This is a genomic window from Amycolatopsis minnesotensis, from assembly GCF_039529815.1.
GTDB classification, from domain to species: Bacteria; Actinomycetota; Actinomycetes; order Mycobacteriales; family Pseudonocardiaceae; genus Amycolatopsis; species Amycolatopsis minnesotensis.
This window is the reverse complement of sequence record NZ_BAAANN010000022.1, coordinates 1-22,307: the sequence shown is the minus strand read 5'-3', so window position 1 is coordinate 22,307 and position 22,307 is coordinate 1. Positions and strand designations below refer to the sequence as shown.

At 69.4% G+C, this 22,307-nt stretch carries 20 protein-coding genes; 15 read left to right on the top strand and 5 right to left on the bottom strand.

Annotation, left to right across the window (positions count from 1 at the left end; all coding sequences use genetic code 11):
- Position 1 precedes the first annotated feature (1 nt).
- The 8 genes from ABD256_RS25895 to ABD256_RS25860 all read left to right on the top strand — a co-directional run bounded on the left by ABD256_RS25895 (position 2) and on the right by ABD256_RS25860 (position 8,257).
- Complete coding sequence (locus ABD256_RS25895) at positions 2-901, top strand: carbohydrate ABC transporter permease (protein ID WP_425546525.1); 900 nt, start codon at positions 2-4, stop codon at positions 899-901.
- Positions 898-1,719 carry a carbohydrate ABC transporter permease gene (locus tag ABD256_RS25890; RefSeq protein WP_344424093.1) on the top strand — a complete coding sequence of 274 codons (822 nt, stop codon included), beginning with the start codon at positions 898-900 and terminating at the stop codon, positions 1,717-1,719. The genes ABD256_RS25895 and ABD256_RS25890 overlap by 4 nt, the downstream gene beginning before the upstream one ends.
- Before the next feature lie 197 nt (positions 1,720-1,916).
- Complete coding sequence (locus ABD256_RS25885; RefSeq protein ID WP_344424090.1) at positions 1,917-3,647, top strand: TIGR03767 family metallophosphoesterase; 1,731 nt, start codon at positions 1,917-1,919, stop codon at positions 3,645-3,647.
- Positions 3,648-3,697: 50 nt separating this feature from the next.
- A complete protein-coding gene (locus tag ABD256_RS25880; protein WP_344424087.1) occupies positions 3,698-4,087 on the top strand; it encodes a PaaI family thioesterase in 390 nt (129 codons plus the stop codon).
- A gap of 99 nt (positions 4,088-4,186) precedes the next feature.
- Positions 4,187-5,374 (top strand): peptidase C39 family protein, encoded by a 1,188-nt coding sequence (locus ABD256_RS25875; RefSeq protein ID WP_425546524.1) that lies wholly within the window; start codon positions 4,187-4,189, stop codon positions 5,372-5,374.
- 86 nt (positions 5,375-5,460) lie between these two features.
- On the top strand, positions 5,461-6,555 hold the full coding sequence (locus ABD256_RS25870) for an S-(hydroxymethyl)mycothiol dehydrogenase (RefSeq protein ID WP_344424081.1): 1,095 nt from the start codon (positions 5,461-5,463) through the stop codon (positions 6,553-6,555).
- A 125-nt stretch (positions 6,556-6,680) separates the two neighbouring features.
- Positions 6,681-7,169, top strand: a complete 489-nt coding sequence (locus tag ABD256_RS25865) for a gamma-glutamylcyclotransferase family protein (protein WP_344424077.1) — start codon at positions 6,681-6,683, stop codon at positions 7,167-7,169.
- A 218-nt stretch (positions 7,170-7,387) separates the two neighbouring features.
- Positions 7,388-8,257 (top strand): PRC and DUF2382 domain-containing protein, encoded by an 870-nt coding sequence (locus ABD256_RS25860; protein WP_344424074.1) that lies wholly within the window; start codon positions 7,388-7,390, stop codon positions 8,255-8,257.
- Between the two features lie 350 nt (positions 8,258-8,607).
- Here the strand turns inward: ABD256_RS25860 and ABD256_RS25855 are convergent, their stop codons facing one another.
- Positions 8,608-10,218 (bottom strand): FAD-binding oxidoreductase, encoded by a 1,611-nt coding sequence (locus ABD256_RS25855; RefSeq protein ID WP_344424071.1) that lies wholly within the window; start codon positions 10,216-10,218, stop codon positions 8,608-8,610.
- An 87-nt stretch (positions 10,219-10,305) separates the two neighbouring features.
- Here ABD256_RS25855 and ABD256_RS25850 point away from each other — a divergent pair, with 87 nt between their 5' ends.
- From ABD256_RS25850 to ABD256_RS25825, 6 genes are all read left to right on the top strand, one after another.
- The gene (locus ABD256_RS25850; protein WP_344424067.1) at positions 10,306-10,947 is read left to right on the top strand and encodes a TetR/AcrR family transcriptional regulator; all 642 of its coding nucleotides are present in this window, start codon (positions 10,306-10,308) and stop codon (positions 10,945-10,947) included.
- Complete coding sequence (locus tag ABD256_RS25845; RefSeq protein ID WP_344424064.1) at positions 10,944-12,485, top strand: glycerol-3-phosphate dehydrogenase/oxidase; 1,542 nt, start codon at positions 10,944-10,946, stop codon at positions 12,483-12,485. The genes ABD256_RS25850 and ABD256_RS25845 overlap by 4 nt, the downstream gene beginning before the upstream one ends.
- Positions 12,486-12,603: 118 nt before the next feature.
- Entirely contained in the window at positions 12,604-12,873 is a 270-nt protein-coding gene (locus tag ABD256_RS25840) for a helix-turn-helix transcriptional regulator (protein WP_344424061.1), read from the top strand.
- A 36-nt stretch (positions 12,874-12,909) separates the two neighbouring features.
- The gene (locus ABD256_RS25835; protein ID WP_344424058.1) at positions 12,910-13,473 is read left to right on the top strand and encodes a hypothetical protein; all 564 of its coding nucleotides are present in this window, start codon (positions 12,910-12,912) and stop codon (positions 13,471-13,473) included.
- On the top strand, positions 13,466-14,377 hold the full coding sequence (locus ABD256_RS25830) for an ABC transporter ATP-binding protein (RefSeq protein WP_344424054.1): 912 nt from the start codon (positions 13,466-13,468) through the stop codon (positions 14,375-14,377). Before ABD256_RS25835 ends, ABD256_RS25830 begins: the two co-directional genes overlap by 8 nt.
- On the top strand, positions 14,374-15,567 hold the full coding sequence (locus ABD256_RS25825; RefSeq protein ID WP_344424051.1) for an ABC transporter permease: 1,194 nt from the start codon (positions 14,374-14,376) through the stop codon (positions 15,565-15,567). The genes ABD256_RS25830 and ABD256_RS25825 overlap by 4 nt, the downstream gene beginning before the upstream one ends.
- Here ABD256_RS25825 and ABD256_RS25820 read toward each other — a convergent pair.
- The 4 genes from ABD256_RS25820 to ABD256_RS25805 all read right to left on the bottom strand — a co-directional run bounded on the left by ABD256_RS25820 (position 15,554) and on the right by ABD256_RS25805 (position 20,175).
- On the bottom strand, positions 15,554-16,912 hold the full coding sequence (locus ABD256_RS25820) for a cryptochrome/photolyase family protein (protein WP_344424048.1): 1,359 nt from the start codon (positions 16,910-16,912) through the stop codon (positions 15,554-15,556). The two genes, ABD256_RS25825 and ABD256_RS25820, sit on opposite strands and share 14 nt — an antisense overlap.
- Before the next feature lie 69 nt (positions 16,913-16,981).
- Positions 16,982-18,292: a citrate synthase gene (locus ABD256_RS25815; RefSeq protein WP_344424045.1), complete on the bottom strand. Its 1,311-nt coding sequence runs from the start codon at positions 18,290-18,292 to the stop codon at positions 16,982-16,984.
- Between the two features lie 259 nt (positions 18,293-18,551).
- Complete coding sequence (locus ABD256_RS25810; RefSeq protein WP_344424042.1) at positions 18,552-19,499, bottom strand: carbohydrate kinase family protein; 948 nt, start codon at positions 19,497-19,499, stop codon at positions 18,552-18,554.
- Between the two features lie 55 nt (positions 19,500-19,554).
- On the bottom strand, positions 19,555-20,175 hold the full coding sequence (locus tag ABD256_RS25805) for a TetR/AcrR family transcriptional regulator (RefSeq protein WP_344424039.1): 621 nt from the start codon (positions 20,173-20,175) through the stop codon (positions 19,555-19,557).
- Between the two features lie 126 nt (positions 20,176-20,301).
- Between ABD256_RS25805 and ABD256_RS25800 the strand changes: the two genes are divergently transcribed.
- Positions 20,302-21,435, top strand: a complete 1,134-nt coding sequence (locus ABD256_RS25800; RefSeq protein ID WP_344424036.1) for an acyl-CoA dehydrogenase family protein — start codon at positions 20,302-20,304, stop codon at positions 21,433-21,435.
- Positions 21,436-22,307 lie beyond the last annotated feature (872 nt).

Below are 22,307 nucleotides of genomic sequence, written 5' to 3'. Positions count from 1 at the left end.
CGTGCACCGCCGGGACACCCGCGCGTTCTGGCTCTTCGTCGGCCCCTTCGTGCTCGGGCTGGCCGTCTTCGCCTACCTGCCGATCGGGTGGAGCGCGTACCTGAGCCTCTTCGACGCGCGCAACACCGTCACGCCGACGGAGTTCGTCGGGCTGGCCAACTACGTCGCGATGCTGACCGACGGGCCGTTCCTCGCCAGCCTCGGCACGTTCAGCGTGTTCGCGCTCTTCATCGTCCCGCTGACGTTCGTGCTGTCGCTGGCGCTCGCGATCGGGGTCAACCAGCTCCGGTTCGCGCGCGCGTTCTTCCGCTCGGTGTTCTTCCTGCCGTTCGCCTGCTCCTACGTGGTCGCTTCGCTGGTGTGGAAGACGTCGTTGTTCTCCGGTGTCCGATATGGACTGGCGAACACCGTGCTCGAACTTTTCGGCGTCGACCCGGTGGCCTGGACCGGGACCGTGCACCCGCCGCTGTACTGGGTCGTGCTCGTTACCGCGAGGCTGTGGCTGCAGCTCGGGTTCTACATGATCCTGTTCATCGCGGCGCTGCAACGGATCCCGCAGCACCTCTACGAAGCGGCCTGGGTGGACGGCGCGAAACCGGGCTGGCAGACGTTCCGCCACATCACGCTGCCGCAGCTTCGGGCGACCTCGGTCGCGGTGCTGCTGCTGAACCTGATCAACGCCTACCAGGCCTTCGACGAGTTCTACAACATCATGGGCGATTCGAGGGGATATCCACCGTTCGCCAGACCGCCCCTGGTCTACCTCTACTACACCTCGCTCGGTTCGGGCGGGCAGGACCTCGGCCGCGGCAGCGCGGGCGCGGTGATTCTGGCGTTGCTGATCGCGCTGGTGACCTTGCTGCAGGGCAAGGTGTTCCGGTTCGGGGAGGCGGCGCGATGAGGATCGGTGCCGTCTTCAGGTGGGTCGCGCTCGTGATCGCGGCCGTGCTGTTCCTGCTGCCGTTCTACCTGCTGCTCCGCAATGGACTGTCCACACGGGAGGAAATCACCGCGCCGGGGTGGACGCTGTTCCCGCGCGCGCTGCACTGGGAGAACTTCACCGAGCTGTTCTCCGACGAGAACGTGCCGTTCCTGCGCAGCATCCTGAATTCGACCGTGGTGGCGACGCTGCAGACGGCGGGGCAGCTCGTACTGTGCTCGATGGCTGGCTACGGGCTGGCACGGATCCCGTACCGGCACTCGAAGAAGGTGCTCTACGCGATCATCGCCACCCTGATGATCCCGACCTCGGTCACCTTCGTGCCGAGCTTCGTCGTGGTGTCCAGCCTCGGCTGGATCTCGGACCTGCGCGGCCTCATCATCCCCGGGCTGTTCAGCGCGTTCACCGTCTTCCTGTTCCGCCAGTACTTCATCGACTTCCCGAAGGAACTGGAAGAGGCGGGACGGCTCGACGGGCTCGGTTACTGGGGCGTGTTCCGGCGGATCGTGCTGCCGAACTCGCTGGCGTTCGTCTCGGCGCTCGCGGTGATCAACTTCATCGGAAGCTGGAACGCGTTCCTCTGGCCGCTGGTGATCGCGCAGGACCCGTCCTCGTGGACCGTGCAGGTGGCCTTGTCCGGGCTGCTGACCTCCCAGAACCCGAGGATCAACCTGCTCTTCCTCGCCGGGGTCGTCTCGATCCTGCCGATCGTGCTGGTGTTCGCCTTCCTCCAGCGCTACCTGGTCCGCGGCGTCGCGGAAACCGGCCTGAAGGGCTGACCCCCAGGGCACCTTCAGAGCATTCAACGCCGCGTTCTCGGCCGTCCGGAGCATCCTCCGGAGCACAGGGTCGACTCCGCTAACGTGACTAATTTTCGCGTTTTGCTTTGCCGCTGTTCACACTCCGGCTAATGTCATGCGGCATCGTGCATCCGGGCTGACCTGACGGCTGAGCTGACGAGGGACGGGAGCGGTTGATGGCGGAGTTGAGCAGACGGGGGTTCGTCACCGCGGCGGGGCTTTCCGGAGTGGGGCTGCTGCTGTGCACGCCGACCGCGAGCGCCGTGGACCACGCGCTCCGCCGGACGGCGAGCCGCGGCGTCAGCACCGCGGGGACGACGCTGGAAACCGCGGCCGCACCGGTCACCGAAGGCCCGGCCTACACGCGGTTGACCGGCGGCCCCGGCTGGCCGCTCGTGGTGCGCCAGGAGCTGGCCGCAGGCAAGGACGGCCGCGATGACCGGCGCACCGCGAAGGCGTCCTTCGTGCAGTTCACCGACCTGCACATCACCGACGCCGAGAGCCCGGCGCGGTTCGAGTACCTGCACCCGCTGATCGGCTCGGCCCACCGTCCACAAGAGACACTGGGACCGGTGGCGACGGCGGCGCTGGTCGAGCGGGTGAACAGCCTGCGCGCCGGCCCGTTCACCGGGCGGCCGTTCGACTTCATGGTGACCACCGGCGACAACACCGACAACCACGAGCACCTCGAACTGGACTGGTTCCTCGGCATCCTCAACGGCGGCAAGGTCGTGCCGAACTCCGGCGACCCGTCCCGCTACGAAGGTGTGCAGGACTCGGGCTCGCCGACGTTCTGGAACCCGGCCAAGAAGCTCGACGACGCGTACACGAAGAAGGGCTTCCCGCAGGTGCCCGACCTGCTGACGGCGGCCATCGGCGAGTTCACCTCCCCCGGCCTCGACATCCCGTGGTACTGCACGTTCGGCAACCACGACGACAGCGTGGTCGGCACCCTGCCCGAGGGCATCCCCGGTATCGAGCACTGGTACACCGGCGATCTCAAGGTCATCGGCAAGGACGAGTCGACGATGCGCAGGCTCGCCTCGGCCATCAGGAAACCGGGCGCGCCGGTTCCGGTCACCGAACTGTTCGGCGGGGGCGGCACGGTCCGGAAGGTGACCCCGGACGAGCGGCGGCGGCCGTTCACCACCGCGGAGTTCGTGCAGTCCCATCTCGACACCGCGCACACCGGCCCCGGCCCGGAAGGCCACGGGTTCACCGGTAACAACGCCGACGGGATCAACGTCTACTACACGTTCCGGATCGCGCCCGGCATCACCGGGATCAGCCTCGACACCACGACGCTGGCCGGGTTCGCGGACGGGTCCATCGGGCTCGGGCAGTTCACCTGGGTCGAGAAGACCTTGCAGCGCGGCAGCTCCACGTACTACGACTTCTTCGGCAACAAGGTCACCCACCAGGTCACCGACGAGCTGTTCATCCTGTTCAGCCACCACACGTCCGGCACGATGGGCAACATCCTCCCGGACGCGCGGCACCTGCTGGAGCCGCGCCTGAACGGGGACGCGTTCGTCGGCCTGCTCCAGCGCTTCCCGAACGTGCTCGCCTGGGTCAACGGGCACACCCACCGCGACCAGATCATCCCGCACGCGGGCAAGACGCCGAAGCAGAGCTTCTGGGAGATCAACACCGCGTCCCACATCGACTTCCCGCAGCACGCGCGGGTCATCGAGGTCGCCGACAACGCCGACGGCACGTTGTCGGTCTTCACGACGCTGGTCGAGGCGCAGGCGCCGTACGCCGCCGACTACGCGGATTCCTCGCCGCAAGCGCTTGCGTCGCTGTACCGGGAGTTCTCGTACAACGACATCCACGCCGATCTCGGCCAGGTCGGCGTGCCGGGCGACCGGAACACCGAACTGATCCTGGCCAATCCCCTCGGCTGATTACCCCGAAGTAGTCGACCGGCGGCGCATGATCGGGCAGGCTGCCCGGCATGACCCCCGACGCACTGTTCGCCACCATGCCGTTCGCGGCCCGTCTCGGCATCGAAGCCGTCGAGACGGGGCCCGAGCGGGTCAGCGCCAAGCTCGCCTGGGACAAGGACTTGTGCACGCTCGGTGACGCGCTGCACGGCGGCGTCCTGATGGCGCTCGCGGACAGCGCCGGTGCCGTGTGCGCCTTCCTCAACCTTCCCGAAGGCGCCGCCGGGACCACCACGATCGAGTCGAAGACGAACTTCCTGCGCGGAGTTCGCGGAGGGCACGTGACCGCGACGTCGACGCCGCTGCACGCCGGGCGGAAGGTCGTCGTGATCGAAACCGAGATCCACGACGACGCGGGCAAGCTCGTCGCGAAGGTCACGCAGAGCCAAGCAGTCCTCTGAACCATTTACTTTGTGGTGGCCACGGGTGAAAATCCTCGACAGCCGAGGGACGGAGTCGCTGTGCGCGCGCGAAAGATCATCACCCTGCTGACCGCCGCGATGATCGCGGCCATGACGGGACAGGCGGTCGCGGCCCAGCCGCGTCAGGACGAGGCCATCGACTACCACGAGTGGACGGATTTCGCGCACGGCACGGCGAACGGCACCAAGCCGGGCGCCAAGGGGCTCGAACTCGCGAAGCCGGCGGGCACCACCCAGCACGACGGGAAGTCCTACGACTTCGGCCAGTGGACCTCTCCGGAGTACGGGCAGGGCTTCGACGCCACCCAGCTCATCGCGTCCTGGAACGCGACGACCCCGGCGAAGACCTGGCTGCAGGTCGAGGCGCAGGGCAAGACCGCGAGCGGCGCGACGACGGCCTGGTACGTGCTGGGCCAGTGGGCGCACGGCGACGGGGACATCAAGCGCACCAGCGTGAACGGCCAGGACGATGCCAACGCCGACGTCAGCACGGACACCCTGGAGATGAAGCCGGGCGTGGCACTGCGCTCGTACCAGCTACGGGTCACCCTGTACCGCGAAGCCGGGTCGAAGGAAACGCCTTCGGTCAGCGGCCTCGGCGCGATGACCTCGGCGGTGCCCGACCGGTTCGAGGTGCCGATCTCCAAGCCCGGCAAGGCATCCGGGATCGAGCTGCCGGTGCCCGCGCACGCCCAGAACCTCCACAAGGGACAGTTCCCCGAATACGGCGGCGGCGGTGAGAACTGGTGCAGCCCCGCGTCGACGGAGATGGTGGTGGAGTACTGGGGCCACGGTCCGGGCGAAAAGGACCTGAGCTGGATCCCGGACGGCTACGTCGATCCGAGCGTCGCCTACGCCGCGCGATACACCTTCGACTACGCCTACGACGGCACGGGAAACTGGCCGTTCAACACCGCCTACGCGGCGCACTACGGCCTCAAGGGGCACATCACGCGCCTGCACTCGCTGTCCGGCATCGAGGACTACATCGCGCGCGGCATCCCGGTGATCACGTCGCAGTCGTTCCTCGCCAGCGAACTGGACGGGGCGGGCTACGGCACGGCGGGGCACATCATGGTCGTCACCGGGTTCACGGAGGACGGCGACGTGATCGTCAACGACCCGGCGTCGAGCAGCAACGACCGCGTGCGCAATGTGTACAAGCGAGCCCAGTTCGAGACGATTTGGCAGCGCACGAAGCGGCACACCGACAGCGGCGGCGTGGCGAGCGGGCCCGGCGGGATCGCCTACGTCATCACGCCGTGACGACCACCCGAATGTAGCTATCGCCATACCGGCATGATCCGTGGCAAGCTGCGAGCGGAAGCAACGCTGCTGGAAGGTGGTACGGCATGCCCGCGGAAGTGCAGGGAGTCATCGCGCGCGCGAAGGGCGAGCCGGTCTCGCTCGAGACGGTGATCGTGCCGGACCCCGGTCCCGGCGAGGCGGTGGTCTCGGTCAGGGCGTGCGGGGTGTGCCACACCGACCTGCACTACCGCGAGGGCGGCATCAACGACGAGTTCCCGTTCCTGCTGGGGCACGAGGCCGCCGGATACGTCGAGCAGGTCGGCGAAGGCGTCACCGATCTCGAACCGGGCGACTACGTGATCCTCAACTGGCGCGCGGTGTGCGGCACCTGCCGGGCGTGCAAGCGCGGGAAGCCGTGGTACTGCTTCTCGACGTTCAACGCGGCCAAGCCGATGACGCTCACCGACGGCACCGAGCTGAGCGCCGCGCTCGGCATCGGCGCGTTCCTCGAGCGCACACTGGTCCACAGTGGACAGTGCACCAAGGTGAACAAGGAGGCCGAGCCCGCGGTCGCGGGCCTGCTCGGCTGCGGGGTGATGGCAGGGCTCGGCGCCGCGATCAACACCGGTGCCGTCACCAGGGGCGACTCGGTGGCCGTGATCGGCTGCGGCGGTGTCGGCGACGCGGCGATCGCGGGCGCGGCACTGGCCGGTGCGGGCACGATCATCGCGGTGGACACCGACGACCGCAAGCTCACCTGGGCAAAGGAGTTCGGCGCGACCGCGACGCTGAACACCAAGGGCAAGTCCGAAGAGGAGGTCGTCGAGGCCATTCAGGACCTCACGAACTCCTTCGGCGCCGACGTGGTGATCGACGCGGTCGGCAGGCCGGAGACCTGGCGGCAGGCGTTCTACGGCCGCGATCTCGCCGGCACCGTGGTGCTGGTCGGCGTGCCGACCCCGGACATGCGGCTGGACATGCCGCTGATCGACTTCTTCGCGCGCGGCGGCTCGCTGAAGTCGTCGTGGTACGGCGACTGCCTGCCCTCGCGGGACTTCCCGATGCTGGTGGACCTGTACCTGCAGGGCAGGCTGCCGCTGGACAAGTTCGTCACCGAGCGGATCGCGCTGGACGGGGTCGAGCAGGCATTCGAGCGGATGCACCACGGCGACGTGCTCCGCAGCGTGGTGGTCTTCTGAGTTTCGCCGACGCCGACTACCCCGCCGATCCCTACCCCGGCGCGCGTCCCGCCTTCTCCTTCGTACACGAGGCGGGCGCGCTCCGGAAGATCGACGGCGCGGCCGACCTGGCCGGGCGGACGCCCGTGCTCGCCTACGGGTCGAACGCGTGCCCGTCGAAGATCACCTGGCTGCGCGAGGAGCTGGGGCTGACCGGCGCGGTGACCGTGCTGCGCGCGACCTGCCACGACTTCGCCGCGGTGTGGGCCGCCGGCCTGCGCAAGCGGGACGGGCAGCGCCCCGCGACGCTCGCCGCGATGCCGGGCGTCACCGAGGTCCACGCGATCTGGCTCGCCACGCCGGAGCAGCTCGCCGTGCTCGACGTCTGCGAGGGCCGCGGCGACCGGTACCACCTCGCGAAGCTCCACAGTGGACGAATCCGGCTCGACGACGGGTCCGCCGTCGAGGCGCTCGCCTACGTCGGCGCGAGCGCGCGGCGGATGCCGCTGCTCGTCGACGGCCGCCCCGTCCGCACCGCGGACGTCGAGCAGCACGCCGCCGTCGCGCTCGTGGGCGAGCCGGCGGAATCGGACGGTCTCGATCGGACAGTCCTGCCCGGATACCTGCCCGGATAGCCCTGTTCGCCGATTCGTCCCGCATTCTTGAATGACACCGATGTTCTTCCCGACCTGATCAGGTCACCCCTTCTTTCTTACCCCGTCACCCTCGGTCCCAAACTGACACGAAACGGGGTCACCCAGGCGAGGGTCCAGCGCTTGCGTCCCACTTTGGACGGTCCGATGGTGAGGGAAGCCGAAGTGCGAATCCGAACTCGGAAAAGGAGCGGGAAACCATGGCACGCACGATCCAGCCGCAGGATCTCATCGACAGCACCGTGATGGACAACTCGGGCAGCAAGATCGGCAAGGTGGGCACGGTTTACCTCGCCGACGACACGCATCAGCCGGAGTGGGTGACGGTCAAGACCGGATTGTTCGGGCAGAAGGAAAGCTTCGTGCCGCTTTCCGGGGCCGATATGGGAAATGACGGCCTGCACGTGACGGTCGACAAGGACCAGGTGTCCGACGCGCCGCGGATCGACGCCGAAGGCCACCTTTCCCAGGAGGAGAGCGTCCAGCTCTACAAGCACTACGGCCTGCCGGGCCCGCGCTCCGGGGACCGTGAGGACGCCAAGCACTCCGGTCGCGGAGACGGCACGCGCGACGCCGCGATGGGCGCGGCGGGTGGCGCCGCGGGCGGTAAGCACATGACCGACAAGCAGATGACTGACAAGCAGAGGTCCGGCAGGGACGCCGCGGCGGCCAAGGGCGGGCGCCACGACGCGTCCACTTCGGACGACATGATCCGCTCCGAGGAGCGGCTGAAGGTCGGCACCGAAGAGGTCGAAACCGGGCACGTCCGGCTGCGCAAGTACGTGGTGACCGAGGAGCAGCAGGTGACCGTGCCGGTCAGCCACGAGGAAGTGCGCATCGAGCGCGAACCGATCACCGACGCGAAGGCGGGCCGCAAGGCCGAAATCGGCGAGGCAGAGCAGGATGTCGTGCTGCACGCCGAAAAGCCGGTGGTGCAGAAGGAGGCCGTGCCGGTCGAGCGGGTGCGCCTCGGCACCGAGAAGGTCACCGAAGAGCAGACCGTCTCCGGCGAGATCCGCAAGGAGCAGATCGAGGTCGACGACGACACGCGCCGGGGCAAGCACTCCTGACCCGCTCCCGGGTGTGCCGTTGCCCCTGAAGCCGTCATCCCCGGCCGGGACTTCCCTGGCCGGGGATGACGGCGGCGGCGGGTTCAACGTCCCGAAGGTGCCCTTGAGGGAATCTGACGCCGCGAAAGGCACCTTCACGACATCAGCATCACCACGCCACCCGCCACGAAGGGCGAGATCGCGGCGTCAGATTCCCCGAGGGTGACCTTCAGGGATCCAGCCCCGGGACTGCTCCCCCGGCGGCTCCGCGTTTCCGCCACCCATCTCACCGGAATCGACGCGCGCGCATCATCACCGTGACCTTCGGGGACGCGGATGCCCGAAGGTCACCTTCAGGGCATCGCGCGGGATCAGCCGAGGAGCTTGCCGGGGTTCATGATGCCGGTGGGATCGACGGCCGCCTTGGCGGCGCGCAGCACCTCGACGCCGACGCGGCCGATCTCGCCCTCCAGGTAGGGCGCGTGGTCGACACCGACGGCGTGGTGGTGCGAGATCGTCCCGAGTGGACGGTCGGCGCCCGCGATCGCCGCACTGGCGGCATGTTTCGCCCGCTGCCACTGCCGAACCGGGTCGGCGCCGTCCCGCGCGGCGAGCACGGTGAAGTACAGCGAGGCGCCGGTCTCGTAGGCGTGGGAAATGTGGCACATGATCACCGGGGTGCCCAGCGCGCCGGTCAGTGCCGCGCGGATCGCCTCCCGCAGCCGGGTGAGGCCGGACCAGCGCGCGGCCGTCTCCAAGGTCTCGACGCAGACACCGAGGTCCATCAGGGTGTCCCGCTGGCGCGGCCCGGCAAACCGGCCGTGCCGCCACGATTCCCCGAGTGACCGTCCGATCCGGACCGCGCCGGACTTCCGCAGCACGGCGAGCGTCTCCTTGCGGTGCCGGGAAAGTCCTTCCCAGCCGAGGATGAGCATGCACGGCTCGGAAAGGTGGCGCGCGGACAGGTAGCGGCGAAGCAGGCGGGTCTTCAGCCCGCCGTTCAGGGCGAGTGACACCTCGGTTTCGCCGGGGTCGGACAGCCGCGTGACATCGGCGAGCAGGCCCGACTGCGCGAGCGTGCGCACCAGTTCGGTCCCCCGGTCCCACCCGTCCACGAAGAACCCCTCGTAACGGCGCGACTCGGGCACCGGACGCACCCGCAGGGCGACTTCGGTGAGCACGCCGAGAGTGCCCTCGCTGCCGACGGCGAGCGCGCGCAGGTCCGGACCCGCCGCGGACGCGGGCGCCACCCCGAGCCGCCACTGCCCGCGCGGGGTGGCGAGGCGGACGCCGGTGACCATGTCCTCGAACCGCCCGTACCCCGACGACGCCTGCCCCGCCGAGCGGGTCGCCGCGAACCCGCCGATGGTGGCGCGCTCGAACGACTGCGGCACGTGCCCGAGGGTGAAGCCGTGCTCGCCGAGGAGCCGCTCGGCGTCCGGCCCGCGCACACCGGCACCGAGCACGGCGATCCGCGACACCGGGTCGATCGACACGAGCCGGTCGAGCCTGGCCAGGTCGAGCGCGATCACGGCGTGCTTGGGCCCGCGGAGCGCGGCGACGCCGCCGACCACGGAGGTACCGCCGCCGAAGGGCACCACCGCGATGTCGTGCGCGACGCACACCTCCAGCACGCGCTGCACCTCGCCGGAGTCCGCGGGCAGCACCACGGCGTCGGGCACGGTGGCCTTGCCGGACCGCCGCCGCAGGAGGTCGAGATAGGACAGGCCGCCAGCCCGTCCCAGCCGCTCGCGCGGGTCTTCGAGCACGTGAGCAGCGCCGACGGCACCGGCGAGATCGCCCGAGGCCGCTTCGCCGAGCGCGCTCGGGGGCACCGCGATCGCGGAGCCGGGTGGTACCGCCGCGCTGGGGGTCAAGGTGCCGATACGCTCGCGAAGCCAGTTCACCGCGCTGGGGGGCACGGACGCGGCGGCTCCCCCGTCCGGGGTCCACCCGTGACGGATTCGGTGATCCATCACCATGACCGGCTCCCCACGTCGCGGAGTGCACACTGGGTAGCCGGAAGAACGGAGTGGTCAACGATGTCGCTCACGATTACAGTGTGACATATGGACGATGAACGTCACAGCGAGTCACGGGCCGCGAGCGCGCTCGCCGACACGCGCAGCCGCCAAGCGTCCACCAGGGTCTCCGACGACGTGCTGCTCGACGCGGCTCGCTCGTGCGTGCTCGACCGCGGGGTGCGGCGAACCACGCTCGCCGAGATCGCGAGGACCGCGAAGGTCAGCAGGATGACGCTGTACCGGCGCTTCCCCGACGTGCGCAGCGTGCTCGCCGCCCTGATGACGAGGGAGTTCGGCACGCTGCTGTGGCAGGCGAGCGAGGAAGGCGGCAGCGCGGCGACCGCGCGCGAGCGCCTCGTCCTCAGCTCGGTCGCGGCCGTGCGCGCGCTCGCTTCGAACGCGCTCATGCGCACCGTCCTCGACAAGGACGCCGAGATGGTGCTGCCCTACATCGTCGAGCGGCTCGGCACCACCCAGCGGTTCGCCGAGGGGGTGATCAGCTCGTTGCTGAAGGAAGGGCTCGACGACGGGTCGATCCGGGTCGCCGACGAGGCCGCGCAGGCCCGCACGCTGCTGCTCGTCATCCAGTCGTTCGCCTTCTCCCTCCGTCCCGCCGCCGCGGGCGTCGCCGAGGACAAGCTGCTCGACGAGCTGTCCCACCTCCTCGGCGCGGCGTTGCGCCCATGATCAGCGGCTCCCTCAACAAGGGGCGCCGCGAGCGGGAACTCGAAGAACTGGCGGCGGGCGCGCGGGTGGACGTGGTGGTCGTCGGCGGCGGCGTCACCGGTGCCGGTATCGCGCTCGACGCGGCGTCACGCGGGCTTTCGGTCGCGCTCGTCGAGGCGCACGACCTCGCGTTCGGGACCTCGCGCTGGTCGAGCAAGCTCGTGCACGGCGGCCTCCGCTACCTCGCCAAGGGAGACGTTGCGCTCGCGCACGAGAGCGCGGTCGAGCGGAACATCCTGATGACCAGGACCGCCCCGCACCTCACCAGGACCGCACCCCAGCTCTTCCCGCTGCACGCCGAGACTTCCCGGCCGCAGCAGGCGCTGATCACCGCGGGCCTGCAGGCCGGCGATCTGCTCCGGCGCGCGGCCGGTACGCCGTCGAGGGTGCTGCCGCGGCCGAGGAGCATTCCGGCGGCCGAGGCGATGGCACTCGCGCCGGGGCTGCGGCGCAGCGGTCTTCGCGGCGCGCTGCTCTCGTTCGACGGCGCGCTCGTCGACGACGCCCGGCTCGTCGTCACGCTGGCGAGGACCGCGGCGTCGTTCGGCGCGCGGATCCTGACCAGGCTCTCCGCGCTGGAGGTCACCGGCGATCGCGTCCGCGCCCGCGACGAGCTGACCGGCGGCGAACTGGACATCCACGCCCGCAAGGTGGTCAACGCGACCGGCGTCTGGGCGGGGCAGCTCGCCCCGTCGGTGCGGCTGCGCCCCTCGCGCGGCTCGCATCTCGTGCTCGCCCCCGGCAGCGCGCCGATCGGCAGGTCGTCGGTGATGGTCGGCGTGCCGGGCGAGCACAGCCGGTTCATCCTGCTGCTGCCGCAGCCGGACGGGCGGGTCCACCTCGGCATCACCGACGAGCCGACCGACGGCGAGATCCCCGACACCCCCGAGGTCCCGCAGTCCGATGTGGACTTCCTGCTGTCGGTGGCCTCGACCGCGCTTTCGGTGCGGCTGACCGAATCCGATGTGATCGGCGCCTACGCGGGCCTGCGGCCGCTGATCGAGACCGACGGCGCGCGCACCGCGGACCTCTCGCGCAAGCACGCCGTGCTGACCTCCGGCGACGGCGTGATCACGATCGTCGGCGGCAAGCTCACCACCTACCGGCGGATGGCCGCGGACGCGGTGGACACCGCGATCACCGAGGCCGGGCTGCACTGCGGCCCGTCGCGGACGCACCGGCTGCCGCTGCTCGGCGCCGCGCGCCGAAGTCAACTGTCCACTGTGGACGCCTCGCCGAGGCTGGTCGCCAAGTACGGCACGGAGGCGCCGCGGGTCGCCGCCGCGGGCGAGGTGGACCCGGCGATGGCGGCACCGCTCTACGACGGCGGCGAGGTGACCGCGGCCGAAGTGCTCTGGGGCGTGCGCCACGAAGGCGCGCTCGACGCCGCCGACATCCTGCACCGCCGCACCCGGCTCGGGCTCGTGCCGGCCGACGCGGACGCGGCCGGGCCCAGGGTCGCCGAACTCGTGGAACGCGCACTGGTCGGCATCGCCTGACCCTTTCTCCCTCGTGCGTGGTCCCCGGGACCACGCGAGCGAGCCCCAGGGAACCCCTCACCGGCAATTTGATGGCATCTACTTGACGTCTTGTTGGGTTTTTGCAACAGTACGTCGCATGAGCCCGGTCAGGCGCGGCAAAGAGCTGCCGATCTACAACCGGCTCCAGGTGCTCAGGGCCGAGCGCGGCATGAGCCGTGCCGCGCTCGCCGAGGCCGTCGAGGTCAATCCGCAGACCATCGGCGCGCTCGAACGAGGCGATCACTACCCGAGCCTCGATCTGGCGATGCGGCTGTGCGCCGTGTTCGGGCTGCCGGTCGAGGCCGTGTTCAACCGGGAGCCGTTCACACCACTGTCCACACAGGTGTACCGCGTGGGGGAGAGATGAAATCGAGCACGGGCCGCGTCGGGGAAGGTGCCCTCGATGCCGGGAACTGACTACCAGTCCAAATGGGACTCGGCGAAGGCGGCGCACGTGGCGCGGCTCGACCGGTGGAACGGGATCACCGTACGGCGGTTCCCGCTCTGGCGCACCCGGCGGCGCAGGCGCGCACTCGTCGCGCTCCACCTCTTCGGCGCCGCCATGATGATCGCGGCCAGCCTGTCCCTCCGCCCCGACCGCGACTGGGCCGTGACGGGCCGGTGGCTCGGCGGTGCGGCGATCGGTGCGGTAACGGTCACCGCGCTGCGGCTGCTGACCGGCAAGATGGCGAGCGGATTCGGCGCGCTGCTCGACGAGCGCGAGCGCGAATGGCGGAACCGGATCCACTACACCGGCTTCCAGACGCTCGCCGCGCTGATGCTCGTCGCGATGATTTACCTGCTGCTCATCGCGCGGCAGCCCGGCGCGGGGTACCGGGGCGCGATGATGATGTCCGCACTGCTCATCTTCGGCGGCTCGGTGCCGACGCTCGTGCTCGGCTGGCAGCTACCCGATGACGACCCCGAGGACTTCGCCCGTTCCGACGAAGGGGACCCCGATGCCTGACAGCCTGGAAATCGACCGGATCAGCAAGCGCTACGGCAGGCTGGCCGCACTCGACGCCGTGTCGTTCGAGGTGCGGCCCGGCGAGCTGTTCGGGTTCGTCGGCAGCAACGGCGCGGGCAAGACCACCACCATGCGGATCGCGCTCGGCGTGCTGGCCGCGGACTCCGGCGAGGTGCGGTTCGGCGGCGCACCGGTGACGCACGAGACCAGGACGCGCATCGGGTACATGCCGGAGGAGCGCGGCCTCTACCCGAAGATGAAGGTGCTCGACCAGCTCGTCTACCTCGCCGAGCTGCACGGGCTCACGAACACCCAGGCGCACCAGGCCGCGGAGAGCTGGATCGGCCGGCTCGGGCTGTCCGCGCGGCGCAAGGACGAGGTGCAGAAGCTCAGCCTCGGCAACCAGCAGCGCGTCCAGCTCGCGGCCGCGCTCGTGCACGATCCCGCGGTGCTGGTGCTCGACGAACCGTTCTCCGGCCTCGACCCGATCGCGGTCGACGTGATGAGCGAGGTACTGCGGGAGAAGGCGGCCGCGGGAGTGCCGGTCATCTTCTCCAGCCACCAGCTCGATCTGGTGGAACGTCTGTGCGACCGGGTCGGGATCATCCGAAGTGGACGGATGGTCGCGAACGGCACGGTCGGCGAGCTGACCACGTCGGCAGGCGCCCAGCTCGTCGTGACCGCGCCGGGGGCGGCCACGGACTGGACGCCCGCGGTGGCGGGCACCCGGGTCGCCGAGCGGCGCGGCGGCACGCTGGTGCTCGATCTCGAACCGGGTGCCGACGACCAGGCGGTGCTGGCCGCCGCGCTCGCCACCGGGCCGGTGACCGAGTTCAGCAGGCGGCGCCGCCGCCTCACCGAACTGTTCCGTGACGCGGTTTCCGAGAAGGGGGAAAGGAAATGAGCACGATCTCACCGGCGCGCGCGGTGCGCCTCGTGGTCAAGCGGGAGCTGAACACCCGGCTGCGGACCCGGTCGTTCCTCGTCGGCACCGGGCTGGTGCTGGTGCTGATGATCGGGTTCATCCTGTTGCAGTCCTCGACCACGGGCGGCACGGGCACCAGCAGGATCGGGTTGTCCGGACAGGCCATCGGGATCAGCGGCCCGTTGCGCGCGATCGCGGCCGACTACGGGCTGCGGGTCGAGCCGACCACGGTGCCGTCGGCGGAGGAGGCGCGGCGGCAGGTGACCTCGGGCGATCTGGACGCCGCGGTGTCCGGCACCCCCTCGGACCTCACCGTGCTCGTGAAGTCCGATTTGAACGGAAAGTTGCGCTCCGCGCTGGCCAGGATCACCCAGCAGCAGGTGCTCGACGGGGAGCTGTCCGCGGCCGGGCTCAATCCGGCACAGGTGATGGGCAAGGTCAGCGGCGCCAACCTCACCGTGTCCACAGTGGAACCACCCGATCCGGACAAGGAACAGCGGTCGGTGCTCGGGTTCGCCGTCGTCGTGCTGCTCTACATGGGCATCGTCGGATACGGCGCGCTCGTCACGCAGGGCGTGGTCGAGGAGAAGTCGAGCAGGGTGGTCGAAATCCTGCTCTCCACGTTGCGCCCGTGGCAGCTCATGCTGGGCAAGGTGCTGGGACTCGCCCTCGTCGGGCTGACCCAGCTCGTGATCATCGGCGCGGTCGGGCTGGCGCTGGCGAAGGCCACCGGGGTGCTCACGATCCCCGGTGTCGCGGCGGGCGCGCTGGTATGGGCGGTGGTCTGGTACCTGCTCGGATTCCTGTTGTACGCCACCGTGTTCGCCGCCGCGGGCTCACTCGTGTCACGTCAGGAAGACGCGCAGAGCGTGGTCGCACCGGTGTCGATCACGCTGGTGGTGGTGTTCCTCATCGGCCTCAACGCGCTGGCGAAGGACCCCGGCAGCACGACTTCGACCGTGCTGTCACTGGTTCCGGTGTTCTCACCGATGCTGATGCCGGGCAGGATCGCGACGGGCGCGGCGTCGGGGCTGGAGATCACGGCCGCGCTGCTGCTGACCGTGCTGTGCATCGGCCTGCTCACCTGGCTCGCGGGCAGGATCTACCAGAACGCCGTGCTGCGCACCGGCAGCCGCGTGAGCTTGCGGGCGGCACTCACCGGCCGGTGATGTCGCCGTAGCGCTGAAGGGCCACCTGGCGTTCGTGTGCGTGCTCGACCACCGGCGCCGGGTAGTCCGGTTGCGGGGACTTCCACGGCTGGTGCACCGATTTCCCTTGCAGCGCGCGGAGTTCCGGCACGTACTCGCGGACATAGGCGCCGGTCGGATCGAACTTCTCCCCCTGTGTGGTGGGGTTGAAGATCCGGAAGTACGGCGCCGCGTCCGTGCCGGACCCGGCGACCCACTGCCAGTTGAGCTGGTTCGACGCGAGATCGCCGTCGACGAGCAGCCGCATGAAGTGCCGCGCGCCCCACTGCCACGGCAGGTGCAGGTCCTTGACCAGGAAGCTCGCCACGATCATCCGCACCCGGTTGTGCATCCAGCCCTCGGCGGCGAGCTGGCGCATCCCGGCGTCGACGATCGGGTACCCGGTCTTGCCTTCGCACCACTGTCCGAACGCGACTCGCGCGGCGGCACCGCGTTCGGTTTCCATCCGCGAGAACCGTTCGTCGTACTCGGTGCGCGCGGTCTCCGGCCGGTGGAAGAGCACGTCCGCGTGGAACTCCCGCCAGGCCAGCTCACCGCGCAGCGCCTTCGCGCCGGGACCGTCGTCACCGCGAAGATCGGCCAGCAGGGTGCGCGGGTGCACGCAGCCCCAGCGCAGGTACGGCGAGATCTTGGTGGTGGCGGGAAGATCGGGCCGGTCCCGGCCTTCGTGGTAGTCGTCGAGGCCATCGGAAAGAAAGCGTTGCCACACCTGAAGCGCCGCTTCCTCTCCCGGCTCCGGGAGTCGCATGTCGACCTCGGGCACCTCCGGCAGGCGCTCCGAAGTGGACGGTTCGATCCAGTCCACGATGGACGCGCCGGTGTCGGCGGGACTCGGCCAGCCGTGCCGCGCCCACGCCCGGTAGAACGGGGTGAACACGCGATACGGGTCGCCGTCGGGCTTCGTCACCCTGCCCGGCGTGATCGCGTACGACGAGCCGGTTTCCACCCAATCGATGTCGCGCTCCTTCAGCGCGGCGGCCACTGCCTCGTCCCGTTCCCTGCCGTAGGGCCCGGTATCGGTGCTGACGTGCACGCTGCGCGCGCCGATCTCCTCGGCCGCCTTCGGCACCTGCTCGACGGGATCGCCGGTGACGATCCTCAACCGGCCGCCCAGTTGCTCGTCCAGTGCGCGCAGGCACCCCAGCAGGAATGCCACCCTCGGCGCACCGGAAGGCCGGAGCAGGCGGTCGTCGAGCACGTACAGCGCGAGCACCGCCTTCGCCCGTTTCGACGCGGCCAGCAGCGCCGCGTGGTCACCGAGCCGGAGATCACGCCGGAACCAGAGAATCGCGGTTTCGTCTGCCACGGTGGAACAGCCTATGCGCAAGAGAAACGGCCCGCCGCGTGAGCGACGGGCCGTGCACACCGAAAGGTGTCAGCGCTGTTCGAGCGGGGTGTAGTCCCGCTCCGTCTCGCCGGTGTAGATCTGGCGCGGGCGGCCGATCTTGGTGGCCGGGTCCTGGATCATCTCGCGCCAGTGCGCGATCCAGCCGGGCAGCCTGCCGAGCGCGAACAGCACGGTGAAGTACTTCGTCGGGAACCCGAGCGCCCGGTAGATCAGGCCGGTGTAGAAGTCGACGTTCGGGTAGAGCTTGCGCTCGACGAAGTAGTCGTCGGAAAGCGCGGTTTCCTCGAGCTTCTTCGCGATGTCGAGCAGTTCGTCGCCACCGGCGATCTTGCCGAGGATCTCGTCCGCGGTGTTCTTGATGATCTTCGCGCGCGGGTCGTAGTTCTTGTAGACCCGGTGCCCGAAGCCCATCAGCTTCACGCCTTTTTCCTTGTTCTTCACGCGGCTGACGAAGTTCGCCACGTCACCGCCGTCGTTCTTGATGCCCTCGAGCATGTCGAGCACCGCCGCGTTCGCGCCGCCGTGCAGCGGGCCGAACAGCGCGTTGATCCCGGCCGAAATGCTCGCGAACAGGTTCGCCTCGGACGAGCCGACCAGCCGCACCGTCGAGGTCGAGCAGTTCTGCTCGTGATCGGCGTGCAGGATGAACAGCAGGTCGAGCGCCTTCGCGACCTCGGGGTCGACCTCGTACGGCTCGGCGGGGAACCCGAAGGTCATCCGCAGGAAGTTCTCCACCAGCCCGAGCGAGTTGTCCGGGTACAGCAGCGGCTGCCCGACCGACTTCTTGTAGGCGTAGGCGGCGAGCGTCGGCACCTTCGCCAGCAACCGGATGGTGGACAGCTCGACGTTCGGTTCGTCGAACGGGTTGAGCGAGTCCTGGTAGAAGGTGGACAGCGCGGAAACCGCGCTGGAGAGCACCGGCATCGGGTGCGCGTCGCGCGGGAACCCGCTGAAGAACGCCTTCAGGTCCTCGTGCAGGAGCGTGTGCCGCTGGATCTTCTCGGTGAAGTCGTCCAGCTGGGTCTTCGTCGGCAGCTCGCCGTAGATCAGCAGGTAGGACACCTCGATGAAGGTGGACTTCTGGGCGAGCTGCTCGATCGGATAACCGCGGTAGCGCAGGATGCCCGCGTCACCGTCGATGTAGGTGATGGCCGAGGAGGCGGCACCGGTGTTGACGAAACCCGGATCGTGGGTGATGTACCCCGTCGACGCCAGCAGCTTCCCCAGTTCGATACCCGGTGCGCCCTCGACCGCATGGACGACCTTCAGCTCGTGCTCGCCGTTGGGAAGGCGCAGCGCGACGGTCTCGCCACCGGGCGCCGCATTCGCGTCGGACATGCAAGTCCCTCTCACTCATCGCACGGGGCCGGTGGCGCCTGCAGGTCGCACAGGTCAGCCCTGGGAGTTCACGCAAGGCCCTTACAGGATTCTTCTCGCGCGGCACACCGCCCCGTTGGGGTATGAATTCTGGCGCCCACGCTAGTCGATTACCCGTGCCTCGCGCAGCGGCTGGGTTGCCCATAACGGACCCTTTGGGACCAGGTTCACACGCCAGGGCGTCCGGTATTTCCGGAAAGGGACTCCAGTGAGGGCCAGATCACGTCCAGTAGGTGTCGAGCTCGGCTGCCGTGGGCGGCTCGGCACCGACCCTCGACACGGTGATCCCGGCGGCCTTCGCCGCGTACCCGAGCGCCTCGCGCCAGTCGGACTCGCCCAACGAGCCGAGCTCCCGCACCTCGCGCTTGTCGAGCCAGGCGAGCAGCGCGCCCTGCACGGTGTCGCCCGCTCCGATCGTGTCGGCGACCTCGGCGCGCCCCGGCGGCACGCTGACCGAGAGCGTGGAGGTCCGCACCGAGACGCCCTCCGCGCCACGAGTGAGCACCACGGCGTCCACCCCGGACTCGAGCCAGGTACGCGCCGCGGTGTCCGCGTCGGCACCGTCGGCGAGCCATCCGGCGTCGTCGTCGGAGAGCTTGAGCAGCCGGACGTCCGGCAGCCACGACGCGAACCGCGCGCGGTAGGCAGCCGGGTCGTCGATCAGCATCGCCCTGATGTTGGGATCGAGCGCGGTCAGCACGCCACGCGCGGATTCCCTGCGCAGCATCGCTTCGTACGCGCTCGCACCGGGTTCCAGGACCATGCCGAGCGTGCCGAGCGACAGCGCGGTGACCTCGTCCGGCAGTGGCCCCGGATCGGTGACGAGCCGGTCGGCCGTGCCCTCGGTGTAGAAGGTGTAGTGCGCGGAGCCGGTCTCGTCGAGCGCCACCACCGCGAGCGTGGTCGGCTCGTCGCCGCGCTGGACCAGCGCGGTGTCCACTCCGGACGCGTGGAGCCGGTCCAGCAGTCCCTCGCCGAACCGGTCGCGGGAGATCCGGCACAGGAACGAGGTGGCCGCGCCGAGCCGTCCGGCGGCGAGCGCCACGTTGTATGGACCACCGCCGAGCGTCGGCAGCAGCGGGCCGACCCCGCCGTCCACAGTGGACTCGCCCGAAGGGGCCTGCACCGGTACGAGGTCGACGAGCGCCTCTCCACCCACCACGATCACGGCGGTGATGCTAACCGCAGAACGCCGCGGTGTCAGAAACCGGTTCCCGGCCCGCTCAGCTGAGCGGGCCCTCCGCGGCGAGGCCGCCGAGCAACAGGTCCGACAGCGCGGTGAAGGCATCCGCGTCGGAAACGCCCGCCCGCGCGCCGAGCACCCCGGTTTGAATGCCTTCGATCAGCATTCCGGCCATTTCCGCGATCAGCTTGGCCTTCACCTCGCGGAACACGCCGTCGCGCACCCCTTTGGCGATGAAAGTCCTGATTCGCGCCGCGGCCGCCCTGCTGTTCAGCTCGTAGGTCGCGCGGGCGGGGGTGAACTCGGCGATGTCGGCCATGAACACGGCCGAGGCCCTGCTCAGGTACTCGGAAACGCCGGCGAGGTACTCCCCGATCAGCTTGCGCGCGTCGTCGATCCCCGCGATCCGCTGCTCGATCTCGTCGGCGGCGCCCTTGAAGAAGTGCCCGACCACCTTCACCGCGAGCTGCTCCTTGCTCGGCGCCAGCGCGTAGAGCGTCGACTTCGAGCAGCGCAGGCGGGTGGCGAGGTCTTCGAGCGTGAACCCGGCGAAGCCTTCGGCCAGGAAAAGGTCCTCGAGCTGCGTCAACAGGGCGCGCTGCCTCGCGGTCTGCCGCCGCCCTTCGGGGGAGCGCGGGGCGCGGGGAGCGAGATCGGCCATCGGACCACCGTATGCGCACTCGGGTGCGCGTGACGCGGCGCACTTCTGCGAGTCTGCCCATTACGGTACTCTATGCGGACCTACAGTACTGTTTTTGGTACTGCTCCGCATCGGGAAGGGGACCCCATGCCAGCGGAACGCTTGTTGCCCAGCACGGAAGCCAAGGACCTCGTCGGCCTCGCCACCGACCTGGCACGCGAGGAACTGGCGCCGCACGCGGCCGAGTTCGAAGAAGCGAGCCGGTTCCCGCGCGAGAAGTTCCGGCTGCTCGGCAAGACGGGCCTGCTGGGGCTGCCCTATTCGGAACGCTGGGGCGGTGGCGAAGTGCCGTACGAGGTGTATCTGCAAGTGCTCGAAGAAATCGCGGGCGCGTGGATGTCGGTCGGCGTCGGCCTGTCCGTGCACACCATGTCCTGCTACGCGCTCGCCCACTACGGCACCGACGAGCAGCGCGACCGCTGGCTCCCCGAAATGCTCGAAGGCAACCTGCTCGGCGCCTACGCGCTTTCGGAGACGCACGCCGGTTCCGACGCGGCGGCGCTGTCCACCCGCGCCCGCCTCGACGGCGGCCAGTACGTCGTCAACGGCACGAAGGCGTGGATCACCCACGGCGGCGAAGCCGATTTCTACACGACCATGGTCCGCACCGGCGAGGAGCGCGTTTCGTGCCTGCTCGTCGACGGTGCCACGCCGGGCCTGTCCGCCGCGGCACCCGAGCGGAAAATGGGCCTGACCGGCTCCACCACCGCGCAGATGATCTTCGACGACGCCCGGGTCGACGCGGACCGGCTCATCGGCGAGGACGGCGCGGGCATGCGGATCGCGCTCTCGTCGCTCGCGTCGGGGCGGCTCGGCATCGCCGCGTGCGCCGTCGGCCTCGCGCAGGCCGCGCTCGACGAAGCGGTGGCCTACGCGAAGACCCGCAGCCAGTTCGGGAAACCGATCATCGAGTTCCAGGGCCTGGAGTTCCTGCTCGCCGACATGGCCGCCGCCGTCGAATCGTCGCGCGCCACCTACCTGGATGCGGCGCGCCGCCGTGACCGCGGCATGCCGTTCCAGCGGCAGGCGTCGATCGCGAAGCTCGTGGCCACGGATGCCGCGATGAAGGTGACCACCGACGCCGTGCAGGTGCTCGGCGGCGCCGGCTACACGCGGGACTTCCCGGTCGAGCGGTACATGCGAGAGGCGAAGGTGCCGCAGATCTTCGAAGGCACCAACCAGGTGCAGCGCATGGTCATCGCCCGCGAACTCAAGAAGTAGGTTCCCGGCGCTTTCGCGGCGGGCACCTGAAGGCTCGCGGGGTTCTGCCATGCCCTGAAGGTGCCCTTGGAGGAATCTGATGCCGCGAAGGGCACCTTCAGGGCATCAGCCCCGGCCAACTCCCCGCTGCAAAGGGCGAGTTCGCGGCGTCAGATTCCCCCAAGACGCCCTTCAACGCACGGCAGAACCCCACCGGGACAGCGCGAATTCACGCGAAGACGGAGATCGCGGCGCACAGGTCCCTGAATGGTCGCCTTTCAGGGACCTCAACGCCGCGAATGCGCCCCTCACCAACCTTCTCCGCTCCCGCGCACCTGCTTCCACTCCCGCACCTCCGCTACACCCCCGCGCTCATACCCCGAAGGCACCCCTGGGGGAATCTGACGCCGCGAAGGGCACCTTCAGGGCATCAGCCCCGGCCAACTCCCCGCTGCAAAGGGCGAGTTCGCGGCGTCAGATTCCCCCAAGACGCCCTTCAACGCACGGCAGAACCCCACCGGGACAGCGCGAATTCACGCGAAGACGAAGTTCGAGGCGCACAGGTCCCTGAATGGTCGCCTTTCAGGGACCTCAACGCCGCGAATGCGCCCCTCACCAACCTTCTCCGCTCCCGCGCACCTGCTTCCACTCCCGCACCTCCGCTACGCCCCCGCGCTCATACCCCGAAGGCACCCCTGGGGGAATCTGATGCCGCGAAGGGCACCTTCAGGGCATCAGCCCCGGCCAGCTCCCCGCTGCAAAGGGCGAGTTCGCGGCGTCAGATTCCCCCAAGGCACGGCGGATTCATGCGGTGGTCGCAACATGCTCTATTTAGGACAGTAGCATGGTGAGTTTTTCTTTGGGGGTGAGCCAGTTGAGGGTTTTGCGGGGGC